The sequence below is a fragment of the Nocardia sp. CA-107356 genome, from assembly GCF_050946365.1.
Lineage (GTDB): Bacteria > Actinomycetota > Actinomycetes > Mycobacteriales > Mycobacteriaceae > Nocardia.
The window spans coordinates 4,721,611-4,740,294 of record NZ_CP191992.1 but is presented as its reverse complement, the minus strand read 5'-3'; the positions used below and the strand labels follow the sequence as shown (position 1 = coordinate 4,740,294).

21 protein-coding genes, 1 tRNA gene and 4 pseudogenes are annotated in these 18,684 nt (G+C 64.5%); 16 read left to right on the top strand and 10 right to left on the bottom strand.

Annotation, left to right across the window (positions count from 1 at the left end; translation table 11 throughout):
- The first annotated feature begins 196 nt into the window (after positions 1-196).
- Complete coding sequence (locus ACQP1G_RS21295) at positions 197-1,018, top strand: hypothetical protein (protein ID WP_433207106.1); 822 nt, start codon at positions 197-199, stop codon at positions 1,016-1,018.
- 114 nt (positions 1,019-1,132) lie between these two features.
- On the top strand, positions 1,133-1,450 hold the full coding sequence (locus tag ACQP1G_RS21290) for a hypothetical protein (protein WP_433207103.1): 318 nt from the start codon (positions 1,133-1,135) through the stop codon (positions 1,448-1,450).
- Positions 1,451-1,557: 107 nt separating this feature from the next.
- Here the strand turns inward: ACQP1G_RS21290 and ACQP1G_RS21285 are convergent, their stop codons facing one another.
- Positions 1,558-1,845 carry a transposase gene (locus ACQP1G_RS21285; protein ID WP_433207100.1) on the bottom strand — a complete coding sequence of 96 codons (288 nt, stop codon included), beginning with the start codon at positions 1,843-1,845 and terminating at the stop codon, positions 1,558-1,560.
- 85 nt (positions 1,846-1,930) lie between these two features.
- On the opposite strand from ACQP1G_RS21285, the gene ACQP1G_RS21280 reads away from it, so the two are divergent.
- The 5 genes from ACQP1G_RS21280 (at position 1,931) to ACQP1G_RS21260 (ending at position 6,661) form a co-directional block, all read left to right on the top strand.
- Positions 1,931-2,458, top strand: a complete 528-nt coding sequence (locus ACQP1G_RS21280; RefSeq protein ID WP_433207097.1) for a site-specific integrase — start codon at positions 1,931-1,933, stop codon at positions 2,456-2,458.
- A gap of 1 nt (position 2,459) precedes the next feature.
- On the top strand, positions 2,460-3,608 hold the full coding sequence (locus ACQP1G_RS21275; protein WP_433207094.1) for a tyrosine-type recombinase/integrase: 1,149 nt from the start codon (positions 2,460-2,462) through the stop codon (positions 3,606-3,608).
- A gap of 89 nt (positions 3,609-3,697) precedes the next feature.
- A complete protein-coding gene (locus ACQP1G_RS21270) occupies positions 3,698-5,158 on the top strand; it encodes a tyrosine-type recombinase/integrase (protein ID WP_433207091.1) in 1,461 nt (486 codons plus the stop codon).
- The gene (locus ACQP1G_RS21265) at positions 5,158-6,336 is read left to right on the top strand and encodes a hypothetical protein (protein WP_433207089.1); all 1,179 of its coding nucleotides are present in this window, start codon (positions 5,158-5,160) and stop codon (positions 6,334-6,336) included. Before ACQP1G_RS21270 ends, ACQP1G_RS21265 begins: the two co-directional genes overlap by 1 nt.
- On the top strand, positions 6,260-6,661 hold the full coding sequence (locus tag ACQP1G_RS21260; RefSeq protein ID WP_433207086.1) for a hypothetical protein: 402 nt from the start codon (positions 6,260-6,262) through the stop codon (positions 6,659-6,661). The genes ACQP1G_RS21265 and ACQP1G_RS21260 overlap by 77 nt, the downstream gene beginning before the upstream one ends.
- A 92-nt stretch (positions 6,662-6,753) precedes the next feature.
- On the opposite strand, the gene ACQP1G_RS21255 is transcribed toward ACQP1G_RS21260, so the two are convergent.
- Positions 6,754-8,121, bottom strand: coding sequence for an ISNCY family transposase (locus ACQP1G_RS21255; protein WP_433207083.1), 1,368 nt, complete (start codon positions 8,119-8,121; stop codon positions 6,754-6,756).
- Between the two features lie 127 nt (positions 8,122-8,248).
- On the opposite strand from ACQP1G_RS21255, the gene ACQP1G_RS21250 reads away from it, so the two are divergent.
- Genes ACQP1G_RS21250 through ACQP1G_RS21230 form a run of 5 tightly spaced genes read left to right on the top strand, consistent with a single transcriptional unit; the run spans position 8,249 to position 12,135 of the window.
- The gene (locus ACQP1G_RS21250; RefSeq protein WP_433207080.1) at positions 8,249-8,476 is read left to right on the top strand and encodes a hypothetical protein; all 228 of its coding nucleotides are present in this window, start codon (positions 8,249-8,251) and stop codon (positions 8,474-8,476) included.
- Positions 8,473-10,656, top strand: coding sequence for a site-specific integrase (locus tag ACQP1G_RS21245; protein WP_433207078.1), 2,184 nt, complete (start codon positions 8,473-8,475; stop codon positions 10,654-10,656). Before ACQP1G_RS21250 ends, ACQP1G_RS21245 begins: the two co-directional genes overlap by 4 nt.
- A complete protein-coding gene (locus ACQP1G_RS21240) occupies positions 10,653-11,111 on the top strand; it encodes a hypothetical protein (protein ID WP_433207075.1) in 459 nt (152 codons plus the stop codon). Before ACQP1G_RS21245 ends, ACQP1G_RS21240 begins: the two co-directional genes overlap by 4 nt.
- Before the next feature lie 33 nt (positions 11,112-11,144).
- Positions 11,145-11,771, top strand: coding sequence for a tyrosine-type recombinase/integrase (locus ACQP1G_RS21235; protein ID WP_433208696.1), 627 nt, complete (start codon positions 11,145-11,147; stop codon positions 11,769-11,771).
- A complete protein-coding gene (locus tag ACQP1G_RS21230; protein ID WP_433207073.1) occupies positions 11,761-12,135 on the top strand; it encodes a DUF6262 family protein in 375 nt (124 codons plus the stop codon). The genes ACQP1G_RS21235 and ACQP1G_RS21230 overlap by 11 nt, the downstream gene beginning before the upstream one ends.
- Here the strand turns inward: ACQP1G_RS21230 and ACQP1G_RS21225 are convergent.
- A pseudogene (locus tag ACQP1G_RS21225) lies at positions 12,051-12,545 on the bottom strand (transposase); the annotation flags it as partial. The gene ACQP1G_RS21230 and the pseudogene ACQP1G_RS21225 overlap by 85 nt on opposite strands.
- A gap of 201 nt (positions 12,546-12,746) precedes the next feature.
- Here ACQP1G_RS21225 and ACQP1G_RS21220 point away from each other — a divergent pair.
- On the top strand, positions 12,747-12,992 hold the full coding sequence (locus ACQP1G_RS21220) for a phytanoyl-CoA dioxygenase family protein (RefSeq protein WP_433207070.1): 246 nt from the start codon (positions 12,747-12,749) through the stop codon (positions 12,990-12,992).
- 18 nt (positions 12,993-13,010) lie between these two features.
- Here the strand turns inward: ACQP1G_RS21220 and ACQP1G_RS21215 are convergent, their stop codons facing one another.
- From ACQP1G_RS21215 to ACQP1G_RS21205, 3 genes are all read right to left on the bottom strand, one after another.
- Positions 13,011-13,199: a hypothetical protein gene (locus tag ACQP1G_RS21215; protein ID WP_433207067.1), complete on the bottom strand. Its 189-nt coding sequence runs from the start codon at positions 13,197-13,199 to the stop codon at positions 13,011-13,013.
- A 9-nt stretch (positions 13,200-13,208) separates the two neighbouring features.
- Positions 13,209-13,901, bottom strand: coding sequence for a DUF4254 domain-containing protein (locus tag ACQP1G_RS21210; RefSeq protein WP_433207064.1), 693 nt, complete (start codon positions 13,899-13,901; stop codon positions 13,209-13,211).
- Between the two features lie 658 nt (positions 13,902-14,559).
- On the bottom strand, positions 14,560-14,784 hold the full coding sequence (locus tag ACQP1G_RS21205; protein ID WP_433208693.1) for a hypothetical protein: 225 nt from the start codon (positions 14,782-14,784) through the stop codon (positions 14,560-14,562).
- On the opposite strand from ACQP1G_RS21205, the gene ACQP1G_RS21200 reads away from it, so the two are divergent.
- A complete protein-coding gene (locus ACQP1G_RS21200) occupies positions 14,722-15,273 on the top strand; it encodes a hypothetical protein (RefSeq protein ID WP_433209617.1) in 552 nt (183 codons plus the stop codon). The genes ACQP1G_RS21205 and ACQP1G_RS21200 overlap by 63 nt on opposite strands.
- A 237-nt stretch (positions 15,274-15,510) precedes the next feature.
- On the opposite strand, the gene ACQP1G_RS21195 is transcribed toward ACQP1G_RS21200, so the two are convergent.
- Together ACQP1G_RS21195 and ACQP1G_RS21190 are read right to left on the bottom strand one after the other, a co-directional pair.
- Positions 15,511-15,882: a transposase family protein gene (locus ACQP1G_RS21195; protein WP_433207061.1), complete on the bottom strand. Its 372-nt coding sequence runs from the start codon at positions 15,880-15,882 to the stop codon at positions 15,511-15,513.
- Between the two features lie 87 nt (positions 15,883-15,969).
- Positions 15,970-16,224, bottom strand: a pseudogene (locus tag ACQP1G_RS21190) (ISAzo13-like element transposase-related protein); the annotation flags it as partial.
- Positions 16,225-16,301: 77 nt separating this feature from the next.
- Here ACQP1G_RS21190 and ACQP1G_RS21185 point away from each other — a divergent pair.
- Complete coding sequence (locus ACQP1G_RS21185; RefSeq protein ID WP_433192182.1) at positions 16,302-17,651, top strand: IS4 family transposase; 1,350 nt, start codon at positions 16,302-16,304, stop codon at positions 17,649-17,651.
- A 26-nt stretch (positions 17,652-17,677) separates the two neighbouring features.
- On the opposite strand, the pseudogene ACQP1G_RS21180 reads toward ACQP1G_RS21185, so the two are convergent.
- Both ACQP1G_RS21180 and ACQP1G_RS21175 read right to left on the bottom strand, forming a co-directional pair.
- Positions 17,678-18,277: pseudogene (locus ACQP1G_RS21180) on the bottom strand (ISAzo13 family transposase); the annotation flags it as partial.
- Positions 18,217-18,345, bottom strand: a pseudogene (locus ACQP1G_RS21175) (IS4 family transposase); the annotation flags it as partial. The pseudogenes ACQP1G_RS21175 and ACQP1G_RS21180, both read right to left, overlap by 61 nt.
- 191 nt (positions 18,346-18,536) lie before the next feature.
- On the opposite strand from ACQP1G_RS21175, the gene ACQP1G_RS21170 reads away from it, so the two are divergent.
- A tRNA-Pro gene (locus tag ACQP1G_RS21170) sits at positions 18,537-18,614 on the top strand.
- Positions 18,615-18,684: the final 70 nt, after the last annotated feature.

Below are 18,684 nucleotides of genomic sequence, written 5' to 3'. Positions count from 1 at the left end.
CATGGCTGATCAGGCTGATGGGCGCGACCGGGATGTTGGGACCATCCACGCGTCGAATGCGAAGTGCATGAATAGATTCGCCGGAATCGGTGAAACCGCTGACCCCTGTGGGGTTCCATGTCCTGTCGTTCCAACGTCCCGTCCGGACGATGCAGCGGCGCGTGTGTGGGCCAAACGCTGGTCGGGTTCGTGGCAGGTGCCGACGAGCGCGGCCATCTCACGGGCCCGGGTGAAGCTGGGGCCCGCGCCGCTGAAGGCGTTGTTCGCCGAGGTCGCGCGGCCGTTGGCCACGGAGTCGACACCCGGTGCCCGGTATCGGGGATGGCGCCTGGTCGCGGTGGACGGCACCGTGTTCGACGTCCCCGACAGTACTGAGAACGCCGAGTACTTCGGGCGCCCGAAGACCCATCGCACCGAGCGGTGCGCGTATCCGCAGGTGCGGATGGTGGCGCTGGCAGAGTGCGGCACTCATGCGATCACCGCCGCCGCTCTGGGGCCGTTCAAAACGGCTGAACCGGTCCTGGCCAGGCAACTGTTCGGGCATCTGGGTGTGGGGATCTGCTGCTGGCCGACCGAGGCTTCACCGATGTGCAGCTGTGGCGGGCAGCGTGCGCCGGTGGCGCGGATCTGTTGTGGCGCATCAGATCTTCACCTGATCCTGCCGGTCCGTCAGGAACTGGCAGACGGCTCCTACCTGTCGGAAATTGTCGAGGCGAAAGACCACCGCAAACGCCTCGATCCAACGATCGTGCGGGTCATCGAGTACACCCTTGACGGTCCCGGCTTCCCCGTCCAAGAGGCCCCCTACCGGTTGATCACCACGATCCTCGATCCCGACGCCGCCCCGGCGACTGATCTGCGGCATTGCATCACGAGCGGTGGGAGATCGAAACCGCGCTCGATGAACTCAAGACCCACCAGCGCGGACCCGCGCAGGTGCTGCGGTCGCGTTCACCCGAGGGTGTCGAGCAGGAGGTCTGGGGCCACCTGCTGGTCCATTACGCCATCCGCACCCTGATGCCGACGCCGCGAGCATCGACGCCGACCGGTTATCGTTCACCCGCAGCATCCGCCTCGCGCGCCGGCAGGTGACCGCGCAGGCGGGTTTCCCCGTTACCACCTGGCCCGGGCGTTGGCCGAGAGACTGCGCGAGATCGCCGGCCACCTGCTGCCGGCCCGCCGCGGACGCGTCAACCCCCGCGTCGTCAAACGCAAAATGTCTGGCTTCAAGGTCAAACGCGATGAACACCGCAAACCCGTTCCACCACAACCGAATCCAGCCGAAGCCGAAACCATCGCCCCGCACTGGCGCACCGCAACAACTACCCAGCCAAAACGAACGAAAGACAGCTCGCCAGATCCTCAAGTCACTGGTATTGGCCCCAGCCTCGATCTTTCGCCGGGCTGGCGGCCTGGCCTGATCGGGTTCGGATTGGTTTCCGGCGGCTGATCAGTGGTTGGTGGGCAACACAGGAAAGCCCGGTCAGCGGGTGGCTGCCGGGTTCCACGGGTCCGGATGGGAGCCCTTGCGATGCTTGCAGGAGTGGTTTGTGCTGGTCAGTCGGGTTGCAGCCGGTCCAGTGCGATCATCAGCAGTCCGGTGCCGTGGTGATGCCGGGAAAGACGCAGGTGGATGCGACGGGCGTGGCAGAAGATCCGGGCGGGAATCGAGAATAGTTGCAGGCGAAGGGTTTTCGGTTCCCAGCGCTGTGCTGGGTAGCCGTGCAGGCTGATGGTCTGCAGCCCAGCGGTCAGGTCCAGTGCCAGCGCGACGATCGTGACCCAGATCCGATTCGCATCGAAACTCTTGAACGTTATCTCTAGCTGAATCGCGTCCGTCCACAACGTGTTTGATGCGCACGAGAAGCCCTCGGCGTGGCGTCGTGGACGGGATTACCTTCCGTTATCCATCACGGAACGGGAGGTAGAGGTGCGTGTGCAGCGCGTGCTGATGCCGGGTACAGGGTTCGAGTCGTGGACGGTGCTCGGTGATGACCAGATGCCGGTGGAGCCGATCGAGCGGTTCCTGTCGTATCTGGCGTCGATCGAGAAGTCGCCGAACACGATCAAGGCGTATGCCCACGATCTGAAGGACTGGCTGACCTATCTGGAGCGGCACGGTGTCGACTGGCGGGCGGCGCGGTTGGAGGGTGTGTCCGGGTTTGTCGCGTGGCTGCGGATGCCGCCCGCAGGCCCGCGAGGCCTGGTGGTGGTGCTGCCGACGGTGGAGCCGTACTGCTCGGCGGCCAGCGTGAATCGAAAGCTGTCGGCGTTGACGTCGTTCTGCGGGTTCCATGCCCGCCATGGTGTCGAGTTGTCGGGGCTGTTGATGCAAGGCCCACACGACACGGTGGACTCAACTGGGTCGTCCCGACAGCGCGGAATACCTTGCGCACTGCCGGCGGCGTGGCACGGCGCGCATCGACTTCCGTGGGTTGACGCCCCAGCTCACACTTGAATTGCAGTACGCGGTCCAGTGCCGCCACGACCAGGCCACGATCACCGCCGCGCCACCGATCATCGCCTGGACTATCCGCATGGCCAAAGACACCGGAGTGACCTCGTTGCTCGATCTCACCGCTCAGCAATGGCGTGAGCTGGCAGGACCGAAAGAGGGTACCTACCAACGGTTCCTGATTTTCGCGCGCGACGCCGTCGACACCCTCGATATCGGCACTGGATGGGATGTGGAGTATCCGCGTGACATCTGGCGCCTGCATCAGCTGCCCGGCCTGACCCGAAGTCCCGGCAAGGCCCCACACGCCCGCATGCACCTGCGGTTCGACCGACTGCCTCAGCCGTGGCTCAGAGCACTGGCCAAACGATGGGCTCGGCTACGACTCAGCTCGGGACTGAGCCCGAGCACCGTCTGCAACGACGTGCTGGGCCTGACCCGGTTCAGCACCTTTCTCACCGAGTCCGAACCAAAAGCTCACGCGCTCAGTGACATTGACCGATCTCTGCTCGAACGCTACCTGGCATGGCTGGCCACCCAGCCCATCGGCCGCGGCGCGAAGGAGGACGCCCTCACCGCACCCGGAGTCTTCTTCCAGGCGATCCGGCAACACGACTGGGACCACAGCCTGCCGACCACCGCGGTGTTCTTCCCCGGCGACATCCCCGCTCGCCCACCCAGGCTCGCGCGTCACCTTGCCGAGCACATCATGGCTCAGGTCGAGGCAGCGGCCAACCTCGACCGGTGGCCCAACCCCGAGGGCCGACTGATCACGATCATCTTGATCCAGTGCGGGCTGCGCGCCACCGACGCCTGCACATTGCCCTTCGACTGCCTGCTCCATGATGGGCACAAAGCCGCCTACCTGCGCTACTTCAACAACAAGATGCGCCGCGAGGCCGCCGTCCCGATCGACGAAGAACTCGAACGCGAAATCCACGCCCAGCAGCAACGGGTTTCGGCCCGTTGGCCCGAACCTCACCCGCACTTGTTTCCTGCCTCCACCCGCAACCTCGGCGGTCAGAACCCGATCACCTACTACAGCTATCGGGGCATGCTCAACTCCTGGTTAACCACTTGCGAGGTTCACGACGAGTATGGTCATCCCGCGCACCTCACGCCCCACCAGTGGCGCCATATTGTCCCTGCTTAGTTCCCGTGTTGCATTAGCCTGGAAGTGGTAGCGGACCAGCGGGTTTGGGCGTTGCGTCGGATCGTGTGCTGTTCCTAGCGTGGCCGCTCATGATCTTGAGTTACTTCACCTCGGCGGGCTGGCAGTCCTGGGATGTCGAGCACCGGCCGGTGGGTATGGCGTTTCTCGTCGATGAGGACCTGTTGTTCGAGGACGGTCCGGCCGCGCCGCGCCCAGCGTCGGTGATCAACCTGTGGTTGCGGTTGCTTCCGGTGAGCGGGGCGCCGGCGCCGAGTTCGTGGGAGAACTACGCGCGAGCGGTCAAGGAATGGACCGAGTTCCTCGCTGAACATGGTGTGGCACTGTTTGATTCGCGCGACCGGCTCAAGGCCGGGCTGAGTCGCTACGCCGAGCATCGCGCCGCGGGGCCGGTGCGGGAAAGGTTCGCGGCGACCACGTGGGGCCAGCACATGAGCATTCTGTCGCTGTTCTACCGGTGGGCGATGGAGGAGGGCTACGCGGCCGCGGAGCCGTTCACTTACCGCACTGCGCGGGCGGTGTTCGCTGGCACCGGTCGCGAGGTGAGGGTGAACCTGGCGGTGCGTCGCACACCGAAACCTCACGTCACGGTCAAATACCTCGAGCCGGAATTCACCGACCTGCTGCGAAAAGGGTTGCGCGGCTTGGCTCCTGACGGCACCCGTGACACCGGGTATTCGGGGCGGGAGATGACCCGCAACGCCGCGGTCGGTGATCTCGCGCTGGCGACCGGGCTGCGACTGGGTGAGTTCACCCACCTGCTGCCCTGGGAGATACCGGCGCTGCCACCGGCACCGACGGTGGTCCCGATCCCGTTCCCGGTGCCGGGCGGAATCACCAAGGGCCGCAAGTTCCGCACCACCTGGATCTCCTTCGACGCCCTGGCCGGGCTGCACAACTACCTGCAACTCGACCGCGCCGCCGTGACCGACGGCTCGGTCTGGCGGCCTCCGCGTCGCTGGGGCGAACCCTTGCACGTCACCGACCCGGATGGACGTGGTGGCCGGATCAACGGCGTCCGCCGCTCCTGGGCGTCGCTGACCCCAGCGGAGCGGCGGAGGTTGGTGGCACCCGAGGGCGGGTCGTGTCTGCTGGCAGTCAAAGGTGACGGTGGCCCGTTCACGGCGTGGGCGACGGTTTTCGAGCGCACCGCCGATCGGATCCGGGCCCGGTTCGAACCGCGGTTCCCGCACGTCCACCCGCACCGGCTACGGCATTCGTTTTCTATGCAAACCTTGGAGTATCTGGTGACCGGTTACTACCGGCAGGCGGCGAAACTGGTGCGCGACACCGACTCCGACGCGGCGCTGGTGTTCTACCTGACCAAGGCCGACCCGCTGCTGGTGTTGCGGGACCTGCTCGGCCACTCCTCGGTGCTGACAACCGAGAAGTACCTGAAACGCCTTGATACGACACGCATTTACCGGCAAGCCTACGAAACAGCCGGAACCGCAGCAGGACTCACCGACGATACCGCAGCCCAGCGGGAAGCCGACGCCGAATTCGGCGACGACACCAACGAGGAGCTGTGATGCCAGCCAAAGTGATCGACGATCCGTTCGGGCTCAGCTGTGTGTTCAGCGACGGCAGCCGAGCCGAATTCGACTTCGCGGGGTTGCCGAATCCGCAGTTGGCGCGGGATCTGGTTGTCGGGCTGATCGAGTTGATCCATCCGCACGGCAGCGCCGATTCGGCAGGAACAGTCGACGCTTATGCGGTTGCACTGCGGGCGATGGTCCGCAAGCTTGCCGAGCTGGGATTTACCGGCAGCGCCGGTGATTTACGACGCGGGCAGTTGGCACAGTTCTGGATGGCGGGCTCGTTCCGGTTGGAGGCCGCCACGCGGGGATTGGTGAAGGGTTACGCCCGGGCCGGTGGGGTTCTGGGTGAGGGAGTGCTGCCGCTGGCGGCGGGCCGGAACTTCAATATCCAGCCCTTCCGTCGGCCGCTGCCGCCTTATCCGGAGATCGAGTGGCAGCGGTTGACCGATCACTGTCGCCAGCAGGTCGATGACTCCTACGCCGCTCACCGGCGCGCACTCGAAGCCATCCGGCACGGACGTCACCCGGATCAGGGTGGATGGACGCTGGGGAATTTCTGCTGGCTGCTGGCTCGATTGGGCCCGGTCGGAACGTTGGGGATCGTCGATGAGCTCGGGTTGACCTACGCGGCTTTCCGCTACCGCGGCGGCGCTGACCACTGCATACAAGCGCAGCAGGATGTGTTCCCGCATTTGGACGTCATGATCGCCCATCGATTGTTGTTCGGCGTCTACTCCGGCATCGTTCCCGACGGCATCGCCGACCTGCAGGTCGGCGATATCGACTGGAGTGGCGACGCCACCGTCTTGTTGTCCTACATCAAGCGACGCACCGCCGCCGAGAGCTTGAACCTGCCGCGACCCGCGGTCCGACTGCTCGAACAGTGGCTGGCCCACTCTGCGTTGTTGCGCAGCCATGTCCATCCCGCGCTGCGCGACCGGTTGTGGTTGGGGCTGAGCCGTCCCGGCGATAGCCTCATCGTCGGCGAGCTCCACCGCAACTCGATCAAACGCTGGGCTCTGCGCTGCGGCTTGACCGGACGGAAAACCGCTGAAGATTCACCGGGGACGCATCCGAACCACCCACTACGCGATGCGCAGCAAGAACGCATGGACCGGCAATACGCGGGCAACGATCGACCCGAACCACACCACTGCGGTCGAGGGTGACCACTACCTGACGGCGACAACACCGGGCCAGCGTCACTCCGTCGACACCATCATCGAAGACGCTCAGCACGATCTGCTGCGCCGCGCCCACCCGCCCACGGTGCTCACCGAGCAGGACACTGCCGCGATCGCTCGTGAATACCCCCAGCTGGTGACTGCGATGAATCTCGACAGCAGCGTGATCGACGAGCTGGTCGGCGGATCCCGTGACGTGTTCACCGCAGCATGCGCCGACCAGCTGGCGGGCCTGCACGGTCCGGTCGGCAAGCCGTGTCCGGCTCGGCCGTGGGTTTGCTTGCTCTGCCCGCTAGCTACTTGCCCCTGAAAAAGCCTGTCTGAAGGCGATCGTGGGACGGCGGCCGATCGGGTTGGCTTGCTGGCCAATTTATCTCCGCTGGTGTTCTGCCGTCTTGGTGCTCACCGGCTGATCACGGTCATCCGCTGGAGGTTGTAGGCGAAGATGCCCAACCCGATCCAGGTGCGGGCTCCCTCGTGGCGGCGCATGCGGGTGCGGCGCAGCCCGAATCCTCGTTTGAGGTGGCTGATGCGGGCCTCGACGCCGATGCGCCAGTTGCGCATTCGTCGGAAGGAGCGGGTGCGTTCGTGTTCGCGGCGGGTCTTGGAGAGGGTGCCGTTGCGTTGCAGGCCGATGTGCCGGACACCGAGTTCAGCCAGGGCTTTGTCGTTGGCGGCCGTGCCGAAGCCGCGGTCGGCGACGACGGTGGCCGGAGTGCGACCGGAGGCGGTGATGACGTTCTCGACGGCGGGAATCAACTGCCGGGCGTCGCTGGGATTGCCCTTGTTGACCTGATGGAACGGAATGAAGCCGCGATCGTCTTCGACGAGCAGGGTGGTGTAGCCGAACTGGGTCGGGTGTTGCGGTTTGCCTTTGCGGATCGGGCGCGCGTCCGGGTCGGCCAGCGACACCATCCGGTCGGGGATGATGCGGTTGCCGGCCAGTCGTTGTGCGGTCTGATCGAGCAGGCGCCGGGTGCCGGCGATGGTGTTCTCCAGGTCGGTGACCAGCCGGTACAGCCGTCTGGAGGGGCGGCGGGCCAGCATCCGGCGGGCGTTACGTGTCACAGCGTCCACCTCGGTCACCGTGTGGGTTGCGATGTCGGCGATTTCGCTGGTGAGCCGGTCGATCTCGCCCAATGCCTGGCCGGTGCGGCGCCGCAGCGTGCGGCTGATCTGCTTAATCCTCCGCCCGGCGGCGCGGCTGCGGTCGCGGAACGCGGTCCGCGATGCCGCGCCGGTCGCCTTGATCCGCCGCACCAGCCTGCCCAGCTTGCGGATGCCGTGGTCGAGCAGATCAGCGTCGGTCGGATGGTCGATATCGGCCTCCACAACGGTGGAATCGATGCGCAACTTGCCCGCGCGCAGCAGCCGGTCGGCAGCCAGTTTGCCCACCAGCTCGCGGTTGAGCTGGTCGAACACCTCCGGTCCGGCCCTGCCGACCAGCTTGACCAGTGTCGTCGGATGCGGCACACGGGCCTCCAGCGGGATCCGGCAGAACCGGCGCCAGGTGATCGAGTCGGCCACCTCCCGGCACAGCGTCTCGTATCCAAACTGGTAGCGGTGCTTCAAATACAGCAGTCGCAGCAAAGTGTCGACCGGCACCGAAGGCCGCCCCAGCCGGGTGTCGAACATGCCGCGCCACGATATGACAAACCGTTCATCGTCGAGATAGGCGTCGATGCGAGCCAGCTCGTCGGGAAGACGCATCATCTCCGGCGGCAACACCACATCCCACAACGAGATCTGCTGATCCGCGACCCGCAACATCGACCGCTACCTCCACCTAGAACGACACCGATGCCATTGTCACAGCGAAACATCCACTGCCGCAGCGGATTCCACGAAATCAGCACCGCTCAGCCGCCCTTACTTTTTCAGGGGCAAGTAGCTAGCGGTGGTCGCCCCGAGACATGCGGTGAACCTGTTGCGGCTCAAGGCGTTCTTCTCCCGTCAGTGGCAGCAGATGCCTGCCGCCCACTTCATGGCCGTCTTCGGACCCTATGCCGCCCGCATCGATGAGATCCTGCAACGCTTCGATCCCGCCGAGCTGGCCTCAGCATCTGTCCACGTCGCCGACATCGACGACGAAATTCCTTTGCGCCCAGAGGAACTCACCGCATGATCGCCTCAGCCGCTTCTGCGATCGGATTCGGGTCGCAGTCACCATTCACCGGCATCGACATCTGTGAGAACGCCGGACTGGTTTTGCCCGAGGGCACCCGCCGACCGTTGTTCGATGAAGACCTGTGGGACTTCACCCATGTCATCGGACTACCGGTCGACATGCCGCCCGCCGACCGGCGTCTCGACTTCACGCCGATCAGCGACCCACGCTGGCGTCTGGTCGCCAAGGAACTCATTTTCGCCTTGCTCGTTCCGCGTCATCCGGCGGTGGCACCGCTACCGAGGGCTCACCGGATCCCCTTGCATCTGCGAAGCTGCTCAGCTCGGCTGGAAGAAGCGGCCCGGTTGTTCGCGTGGCTCACCGCCCGGGCGGCAGCCTCTCTGACCGAATTGGACGACCACGCCTGCGAGGCTTACTTGGCGTTTCGCCGCTACGCCACCGATGAGGATGGCACGGTGGTCGGCGAGCAGAGTTCCAATGTTCGCGCCGCGGCGCTGATCGTCGTCAATCTGGTCGACTACCAGGAGTTGTTCACCGCCGACCGGGTTCGACCCGATCTGCGGCCCTGGGGCGGCGCCACAGCGAACGCAGTTGCTGAAATGTCTTCCGGCACAGGGATGAACAAGACTCAGCCGGTCCCGAACGAGGTGCTGCAGCCGATGCTGACAGCGGCACTGCACCTGACGGAGACCATCGGCCCCCATGCGATCGAACTCAACCAGGAGATCCGCGAGAACAACCGAACCTGTTCCGCCAATGCACCCGGGTTGCGGGCCACCGCACCAACAGCGGTCGACGACATCTCCGCGCTGCTGGCCGACTACGCGGCCAGCGGAACCCCATTACCGCAGATCGAGGATCACTTCGCCGACCGCAGGATCACGGCCGGGTGGTCGATCGAGGACCCGCTGTTTCGGGTCTCCTTCGGCACCTTGGCCCGGCAGGCCGGCTACAGGCAGTTGCTGCCGCACTGGTTGCAGCGGCTGCGCCCCGAACTCATCGAGACCGTCGCCGCTGTCGGGGTCGAGAAGATGTTCGCCCGCAACGCATCCGACGCACCCACCACAGATGGCAGCATCCGGCCCTGGAGTCTTCCGCTGCACAGATCCGAAGCAGCGGGCCTGGTCGGGATCGTGCGCACGGCGGCGATCATCACCCTGGCCGCCTGCTCGGGGATGAGGGCCTGCGAGTTGATGGAACTGCGGGTCGGGTGTCGGCTACCGGTCGAGGAACCGATTCCCGGCTTGAAGCGATTCCGCCTGGCCAGCAAGCTCATCAAAGGGCAACCCCTCGGTGGTGTCGATGACCAGTGGATCGTCATCGAACCTGCCTACCGCGCAACCGAGCTCCTCGAACGACTCCACGAGGAGCCCAGCGAGAGAGCATTGCTGTTGTCCCGGTTCGCTTTCCGGGTCCGCTACATCTGGTTCCGAAATTGGGTGAACTCCCCGGCCGGAGCACGCCTCGGGCTCGCTGCGATCCCGAAGGGACCGGTGGCACTGAGGATGCTACGAAGAACCCTGGCGCTGGAGATGGCCTATCGTCCTGGCGGAGTTCTGGCCACGAAAGTCCATATGAAGCACTGCGTCGTCGCCACCACCGAGGGCTACGCGGCACGGCCGGGAGGAGCGCAAGCCGAGCTTTTGGCCGAGGTCAACAAGCACGAGGCCGAGCGGAATCTGGAGCTGGTGCTCACCGAGTTCCGCAACTACCGCAACGGCATTCTGCCTGCCGGACCCGGCGCGCGCAGCCTAATCGACTTCTTCGCCAGCATCGACACCGACCTGGACACGGAATCGGTTGCGGCGCCGAAGATCCAGCGCAACGACCGCGACATTCTCAACCTGCTGTCCAAACGCGCCAAGACCCTGCACATCGGCCCAGCGAACTACTGCTGGTTCACCGACCCCTCCCGCGCGCTCTGCTTGAAACTGGCCGGCACCCCGACCGCGGACCGACCGCTGATCGGGATGTGTGACTCGGCCCGCTGCCCGCAGGCCACCCACCATCAGATCCACCGGCCCGTCTGGGCCCAGCACGCCGAAACCACCAAAACCTTCCTCGGCCAGCTCGGCAAGACCCGCACCACCGAACGCGCACGCCTGCAAACCGACCACGACCGCGCCCTGCGCGTCATCGCCAGCATCGACACCGCCACAACCGAGAGACAGTCATGAAAATCAGTGCAGCCCAACGCGTTCAGAACGAGAACCGGATCCGCGCCGCGATGGACCGGCTACTGCGCGGCGAGATCCCACCCGGCGGGAACTGCGATATCAAGACCCTCGCCCGCGAAGCGAACGTCGACCGCACCGCCTTCTACGGCACCCGCCCCTATGCACACCTCCGTGAGGAGTTCGAACACCGCATCCAGCAACTACAAGCCACAGGACACAACCCCGACCCGAAAACCGCCCAGATCGACCGGCTGAAATCCGAGATCGACAAACTCAAAAACAGTTTGGCTCAAGCGAACTCGACCATCCAAGAACTCTCCGACTTCCGCAGCCAAGCCCTCGCGCGGCTCGCCGCCCAACACGACGAAATCCAGCGACTCCGCACCACCGCCGACCCAGGCACGAACATCAGCCTCCTCCCATCAGCGCGACAGAAGATCATCGGACCATGCTGACACCAACGACAGTGACGTCGATCACATCACCGGCTGGATTATCGCCACACGGGCGACGATCCGCATCGCGAAGTTTGCGCCCGGGATCGTCGCAGCTCCAATACAACACGGACTCGACTGCACACGGCTTCTGCGGGCACAAGCCACACCTTCGCCTGCCGCTTGATCAACCGGGACGTTCCCCAAGAGGTCATCCGGGTCCTTCTCGATCACGAATCGACCCAGATGACCGCCCATTACGCCCGACTCACCGACCAAACCGTCCGCCGCCGCTGGGAGGCTGCGACCAAGGTCAACATCAAAGGTGAAAGGGTCTCGATCGACCCGGAAGGTCCACTGGCACAAGCACAATGGGCCAAAACTCGCTACGGCATGGCCACCCAAACCCTCCCCAACGGGTACTGCGGGCTGCCCCGGCAACGAACCTGCCCACACGCCAACGCCTGCCTGACCTGCCCAGTCTTCCTCACCGGCCCAGAGTTCCTGCCGGAACTGCGCGAACAGCAGCAGCGCACTCTCACGCTCATCGATGTGTCCGAACGCTACGGGCAGGACCGCATGGTCGAGATGAACCGGCAGGTCCTGACCAACCTGGTCCGGATGATCGGCGAGGTCGAAAAGACAATCTCGAGCGGCGAGGAGACCGCGCATGCGGGCTGACAACTCCCACCACATCATCGCAGCAGCTCGGCGCCGGACAACCGCTACGCGCCGCCGCGCCGCCGCCGCTCTGCGCCGGATGGACAATGCCGGACAATCGATCTCGTTCGACGCCCTCGCTCGCGAAGCCAAGGTGTCCCGCTCCTGGCTCTACAGCCAGCCCGATCTGCGCGCCGAGATAGAACGTCTCCGAGACCGCCGAAATCCAGCATCACCCGATCGACAAGTTCCCGACCGGCAACACGCATCCGACGCATCCCTACGCCAGCGCCTCAAGGTCGCGGCACATTCTTTTTCGGAATGCGCATCGAGCAGGGTGGCGTCCAGATCGATGGTCAGCAGGTTCTCGGCGGTGATCGCGTGATCGGGCGCCTGATCACCGGCGACCCGCCAAGCCGCCGCCCGGGCGATGGCGCGGGCAGAAGCGATGACCGGCAATGCTTTCGGTGCGTCGGCAGCCAGTATCGCGATCAACCGCGACACTGTCGCGTCCGACGCTACGCGACCGAACACTCCCGGCTCGCCGCGCAGCAACGCCAGATCGGCGGCGCAGTCGCCGCCGACAGCGATCATCACGGCCAGATCCAGCAGAACCTTCCCCAGATCATGCACTGCGGGGGGCTTACGCCACGATGCCAGCACCTGGGACAACGCCAGATCCAGCCCCACTTTCACGGCAGTACGCAGCAGCGCGACCGCCCCGGATTGTGCCACCACACCCGAACCATCCCTGCCAACTTTCGGCGACGGATACCACAACGTAGACTGCCTCACCAGAAGGGTGCTCCTCGATACTGCCGATTCAACCTTAGACAAGTCGAATCATCGCAGTTCAGAGCACCTCTCGCCATTCCTGGGCTATCAGCAACTCACTCGGCGTGATTGGCCGAGGCTAGGTAGCTGGGTGTCGAACAGGGATGTGGTGAGCTGTGATTTGCCGGTGATGCCAGTTGTTGGCCGATTTGGGTTGCGTCCGTGGCAATTTGGCCTGACAGCGTCGGTAGCCCGGCACTGTCAGGCACCGTTGGATTGCGGTGTCGACTGGGAGACACTGGAACCGTGGTGCCCGTCGAGGTGGAAGTCGGGGACATCGTCGTCTTCGCGTTGTTGACGCCGCATCGCAGCGGCCCGAACGTTTCGTCGGCACACGGAAGGCCTACATCGTGCAGCACGCCGTGGATGGGTCGGATGTGCTGCGCGACCCGACGCGCGGCCGTCTGAATGTGGCATTGACGCTAGTCAGCCGGTCCTGACGACGTCGAGCGCCAACAGGCCGTGGAAGACCAGGTCGGGAGCGTACTCTGGCTCGGTCGCCAGCATCCATGCCGACATGCGCGGCACCAGCTGCGCGAGCGCGACCTCCGTCTCCACCTTGGCAAGTGCCGAACCGGCAATACTAGATGCCGCGCCCGAATCCGAAAGCAGCATCCACTGCGGTCACCAGTCATCTCCCGCGGGCGCGGGCAACCGTCGTGAACCCGTAATCACCTCGGCCGCCAGATCACCGTATGCATCGACCAACTCGGCCAGACGGTGCCAAGCAGCGTGCACACTCGGATCGGCTGCGGTCGCCACGTTCATCAGTAGCGACTCCGCCCGCACCTGGGCGGCGGCAATCCGGTCGATTACGGTGCCGAGCGTCTCCGTGTGCAGGGCGCCGCCACGGCGGTGCTGCGGTACGTGCCGCTCGACCCACAGGTCGATAGCGTGGACGAGATAGCCCCGCTCACTACACCAATTTTCGCGGCCCATACCGGCGTCTAGGGTGTCGCCAAGAATCCGATGCAAGCCCGCCAGTAGGCTCGCCCACCGCGCCAACGGGTGATCATCGAGGTAATGACCCCGGATAGCGCACAACAGCACCTCCGCCGACGGCAACGGCTCTACACGATGCACAGTTGTTCCTTCCACGACTAACTGGCGCCATCGGGACGCCATGGTGAGTACCGTGCCGAAACTAGCTCCGGCCTCAGCCTGCAATTCGGTGGGTTCAAGTGACATCAATGCCTCCGAAACAAGGGCACGTTTTGTCAGAAAGAAAATCTTCTGCCAAAGGAATGGTTCCTGGTTGAGTCGTAGTGGGAGCTCCGGCACCTTTTGCCGTTTGATGATCTCCGACGCGCGATTCAATGCAATCGGTTGCTACTGGCAGCGCTAACCGTGTCCGGCACGTTTGCCGGGCGCGACGCGACCTAGTCTCAGTCCATCGCCCCGGAGGTGTGTCGTCGCAGTATCTGTGCCACTCTTGCCGCCCGATCGATCGAGACAGGGGATTAACGCAACCGTGGGCACCTCTCCGCTGCTGAGGGAGTCTCCGGGATCAGGCAACGCGCCTAATGCCGCGGGTGCAAGGCGGGAGAATTCGTGTTCTCAGCCGTTGGCTTGGCTGCATTCCATTGGCGTGCCCAAGAAGTCGTATGGACTCCACGGCTATGCATCCTCGACCACCGTCCGTCAGGCCGGGCCACCGATCCGCACCTGCGCCTATCTTCACCACAACGCCTCCTCTCAATCCGAAGACTGACGATAGGCTGTATCCCCACGACGTGGTCATGGCACAAAGGTGGAGCCTGTAGTCACAAAGCAGTCACACCGGATTAACGGGTCTCTTTCGTCGTCCGATTTCGACGGACCCGGCTAACGGCACCGGCGTGTCTAGCCAGCTTTGGTCGGCCACTTGCCCAGCAGTTCGAATGCGTCTTTAATGGGCCGTGCCGGTTGATAACTTCGGTGTTGAGCAGGCAATGCCGCGTAGTTTATGGCATTGGGAGGCAGGTCAACTCGGGTCTTATTGAGCCGAAACTATTAGGTTTCCTCTATTGTCGTGTAGCGGACGTGGGGAGCGTGAGAGTAGCTGCGGACGATGTGGGGTTGCTGTTGGCGGCGGTGCAGGAACCGGCGTGTCTCGGCGGGCGAGGTTGTCGGTGGAGCGGGCGCGGGCGGAGTGAAGGTGCCGTTTGATGTCGGCATTGAGGATCTCGTCAGGGTTGAATTCGGGGCTGTAGCCGGGCATCAGGTGCAGCTCGATGCGGTGGGCGTTGGCGGCGAGCCAGGCGGTCACCGCCTTGCTGGCGGGGACGCCTCCGACATGAGTGGCTGGAGCCCCTATACTCCAGGTGCTGAACCGGGTTCGGTTCCGGGGCGCCCCTACTACAAGGCCGAAGCATGGCGGCGATTCCGGCTGATCGACATCGCAATCCTGGATAACAGCGTCTTCGTGAAGTGTGCGTGGGATGAACCGGAGACATCCCACCTCGAGTACTTTGCGATTGTTCCGGTCGATCGGTACACCGGACTCGGAGCGTCTGCGTCTGACGTAGCATTCATCGTTCGAAGCCATATGCGGGACCTGTTGGCCCCACTGGACGCTCTCAAGTCCGCTCCCTCGAACAGCACTCCAGGCTGGTGTAATAGCGTCTCGCACACCTGGCTCGGACCGAGTTTCGCTCTTGTTGCCCAGCCCATGGCCAATCACACCCCGTCGGTACTCGATCCCTCATGAAACACCCGACCCGGGTCGGCGGCCGACGACAACGCACCAGCCCAGGATGACGACTACGCGCAACCGGCGACCGTTCCCGGCTACAGCGCTCTACACGTTTCGACGTCGGTACGAGGCCGAAGGCGCGACCATCAGCGAACCCCGACGCCCGCATGCCCCGCACCCGCCAAACCCCTTGGAATTACCCGTCTAGGCGCAATACCAGTGATTAGGAACCGTCGCGAAACAACACGTAATTTAGCTGAATGTTGTTGTGGTGGAGTGGTATTGGGTGACCGCGTCGGCGTCGGCGAGGGTGGTTCCGGTGGGGCTGACGGTGTGTCCGGCCAAGACGAGCAGCGGTCGTGTCTGGCGGACGATGTTGCTGATGGTCTGTTGGTTGATGCCGAAGAGGGTGGCGATGGCGCGCTGTCGGGTGGCGAACCGCAGGTGTAGCAGGGTGATGGCGACGCGGTCGTCGAGCGTGACTGCGGGTTTGCGGCCGGTACCGGGTGCGACTGTGCGGGTGCCGCCACGTCGGCCGTGGAGTTGCAGTTCGCGTTGGGCGTGGCGGGTAACGGTCAGCTTCTCGATCGGCGCGTCGCACGCGGTCGCAGTCAGTCCGGTCAATTGCGGAGACCGCAGCCAGGCGGTGTCGGGTCAGGCGGGAATCCGAGCGTGGTTGGGCGGGTCGGCGGGCCGGGCGGGTTCGTGGCCGATGGTATAGCTCCAGTCGCCGTGCCAGTCGTGGCGGGCGATGGGGACGGTGGCGAGTTGCTCGTCGGTGATCTTGACCTCGGTCGGGTAGAGACCGGGGTCGAGTTCGGCGTGCACCGTCAACCCGGTGCGGGTGGTGGTGGCCACGATGGTGTTGACGACTACTTCGTGGCTGGTCAGCGGCCTGCCGCGCCAGTTCGTTGTGATGTGGGAGAACAAGCGGTGCTCGACTTTGTTCCACTTGGACGTGCCCGGCCAATGCCGTTGCTTGACACCACAAGTGGTTCGTCGCGGTCGTGGTGGCATGTTGGTGGTGTGATCTTGTATCGGTCATGCATCCTTGGACCGGGTTGTCGGATCACGTGCGGTTGGGGGCGGTGACCCGGTGGGTAACTCCTGAGTTGATCGCAGAGGCGCTGGCCGAGTGCGGCGTCGGGGACGCCAGGCCCAGTGCGCTGCCGGCCGGGTTTATGGTCTATTTCGTGCTTGCTTTGGCCTTGTTCCAGCAGGACTCCTATGACGATGTGGCCGAGCACATGGTGGGCGGTATCGCGGGGCTGGGTAACGACATTCCGAACAAGTCCTCGTTCGCCCGGGCCCGTCAGCGCTTGGGGCCGCGGGTCCTGGAGACGGTATTTCGCATGCTGGCCGGGCCGCTGGCCCCGACACGGTTGGAGGGCTCCTTCTTTCGCGGGATGCGTATCGCCGCGGTGGACGGGTTCTTGCTGGATGCACCGGAAACCGAAGCGAATCGACGCCAGCTCGGTGGCTCGAAAGACGGCAAGGGACAGCCGGCGGGGTTCCCTCAGGCGAGGGTAGTGACGCTGACAGAGACCGGGACGCATGCTCAGATCGATGCCGCAGTGGGCGGATTCCGTTGTGGCGAACCCGAATTGGCGATCAGGCTCGCTGCCTCGGCCGCCGGGATGCTGGTGATCATGGATCGGGGATTCCCCGGGGTTGCGCTGTGGCGGGCCTATACCGAGGCCGGGGCTCACCTGTTGATCCGGGCGCGCTCGTGCGTGGCCGCCCGGCCCATCGAGTACCTGCCGGACGGGACTTACCTGGCCCGGATGAACCTGGCCGGGCAGAAGCGAGCGGCACCGGGGCATGTCGTGCTGCGGGTGGTGGAGTACCGAGTCGGCGCAGGCGAGGTGATCCGGCTGCTGACCGACCTGCTCGACCCCGACGCCTACCCCGCGGCCGAGTTGGCGTGGCTCTACCACGAGAGATGGGAAGCGGAGTCTTCGTACCGTGAAATCAAGACCTTCCAACGCGGTCCGCAGCAAGTCCTGCGGTCGGCCGATCCGGACCTGGTGTACCAGGAGGTGTGGGCACATCTGATCGTCCATCATTGCCTGACCCGGATCATCATGGAGCTGGCCGAAGGAGAGAAACTCGATCCCGACCGTATCTCGTTCCTCAAGGTGCTCAAGCACGTGCGCCGCAGTGTGATCGGGCAGACCGCGACCACGGCCAGGAAGATCAGGCTGTTCATGAGCACGCTGGCGTCGAAGGTACGACGCAAACTCGACAGCGGACAACGGCGTCTGCGCGAGTCCGACCGGTTACTCAAGCGGCCGGACTCGAAGTACTCCTTCCGCCAGAAAGGCCAAGCACGCAAGACAACCCGCAGAACCGCCGGCAAAGTCATTGCGTTACACCCCGTAACTGCTCAGTAGGTATGACAGATCAAGCAACGGCATTGCGTGCCCGGCGGGAAGTGGCAGACCGTGACCGCCAGCCCGGTCTCGGCGGCAAACCCGGCCAGCTCGGTTTTCCAGGCGCGGGTGCTGTAACTGTTGGAGCCGCCGGCGTCGGCGGTGACCAGCACCCGTCGACTGTCCGGGTAGTCGATCCGGCCCCGGCCGTGCCACCAGCGGCGCGTTCGCGGTCGAGTCGACATTGCCCCAGCCGGTGTTCGCGGTCAGGTCGTAGCCACCGTAGAGGATCGCCTGGCCCAGCTCGGCGTCCGGGAAATCGTGGGTGTTGACCGGCTCGGGCTCGCCCTTGGCCCGCCACTCGCGCCCGCCATTGCCGTAGCGGCCCACCAGTCCCTTCTTCTTGGTGTCCACACTCACCACCGGATCCGCACTGTCTTGATGGTCTTTGACCCGGTCGTTGAGATAACGGAACGGGCGTCGCGGTCTTCGTGGCATGCGCCCTCGATCGTCTTCGCGTTGGCCTGCAGACTGAACCCTTCGGCTCGCAGCAGCTCGCACACCACGTCCGGCGACGCCCGATGCTCGCGGCGTCGGCGGTGTCCTGCATCAGGGTGCGGATGGCGTAATGGACCAGCAGGTGGCCCCAGACCTCCTGCTCGACACCCTCGGGTGAACGCGACCGCAGCACGTGCGCTGGTCCGCGCTGGTGGGTGTTGCCGGTAACAGCATGGATCCGCGCGGCAGTGGCATGTGCGGCGTGCATCATCGACAGGAAGCAGGCTTGATCGTTGGTCGACTGGCCCAGGTGAACAGCGATGATGAGTTGATCGCCGGTCACCGCGAGTTGGGCGTTGTAGCCCGGCAGGAACCCTTTTCGGGTCGGCATGATCCGCGATTGCGGATCGGTGATGTTGGCGACTGTTTTCGGCAGCGACTTCGTTCGGGACGAAGAGGTCGCAGGTTCAAATCCTGTCACCCCGACTCGTGGTTGAGACGAAGAAAAGGGTCCTTGACCTGGGAAACCAGGTCAAGGACCCTTTTTCTTTGTCCC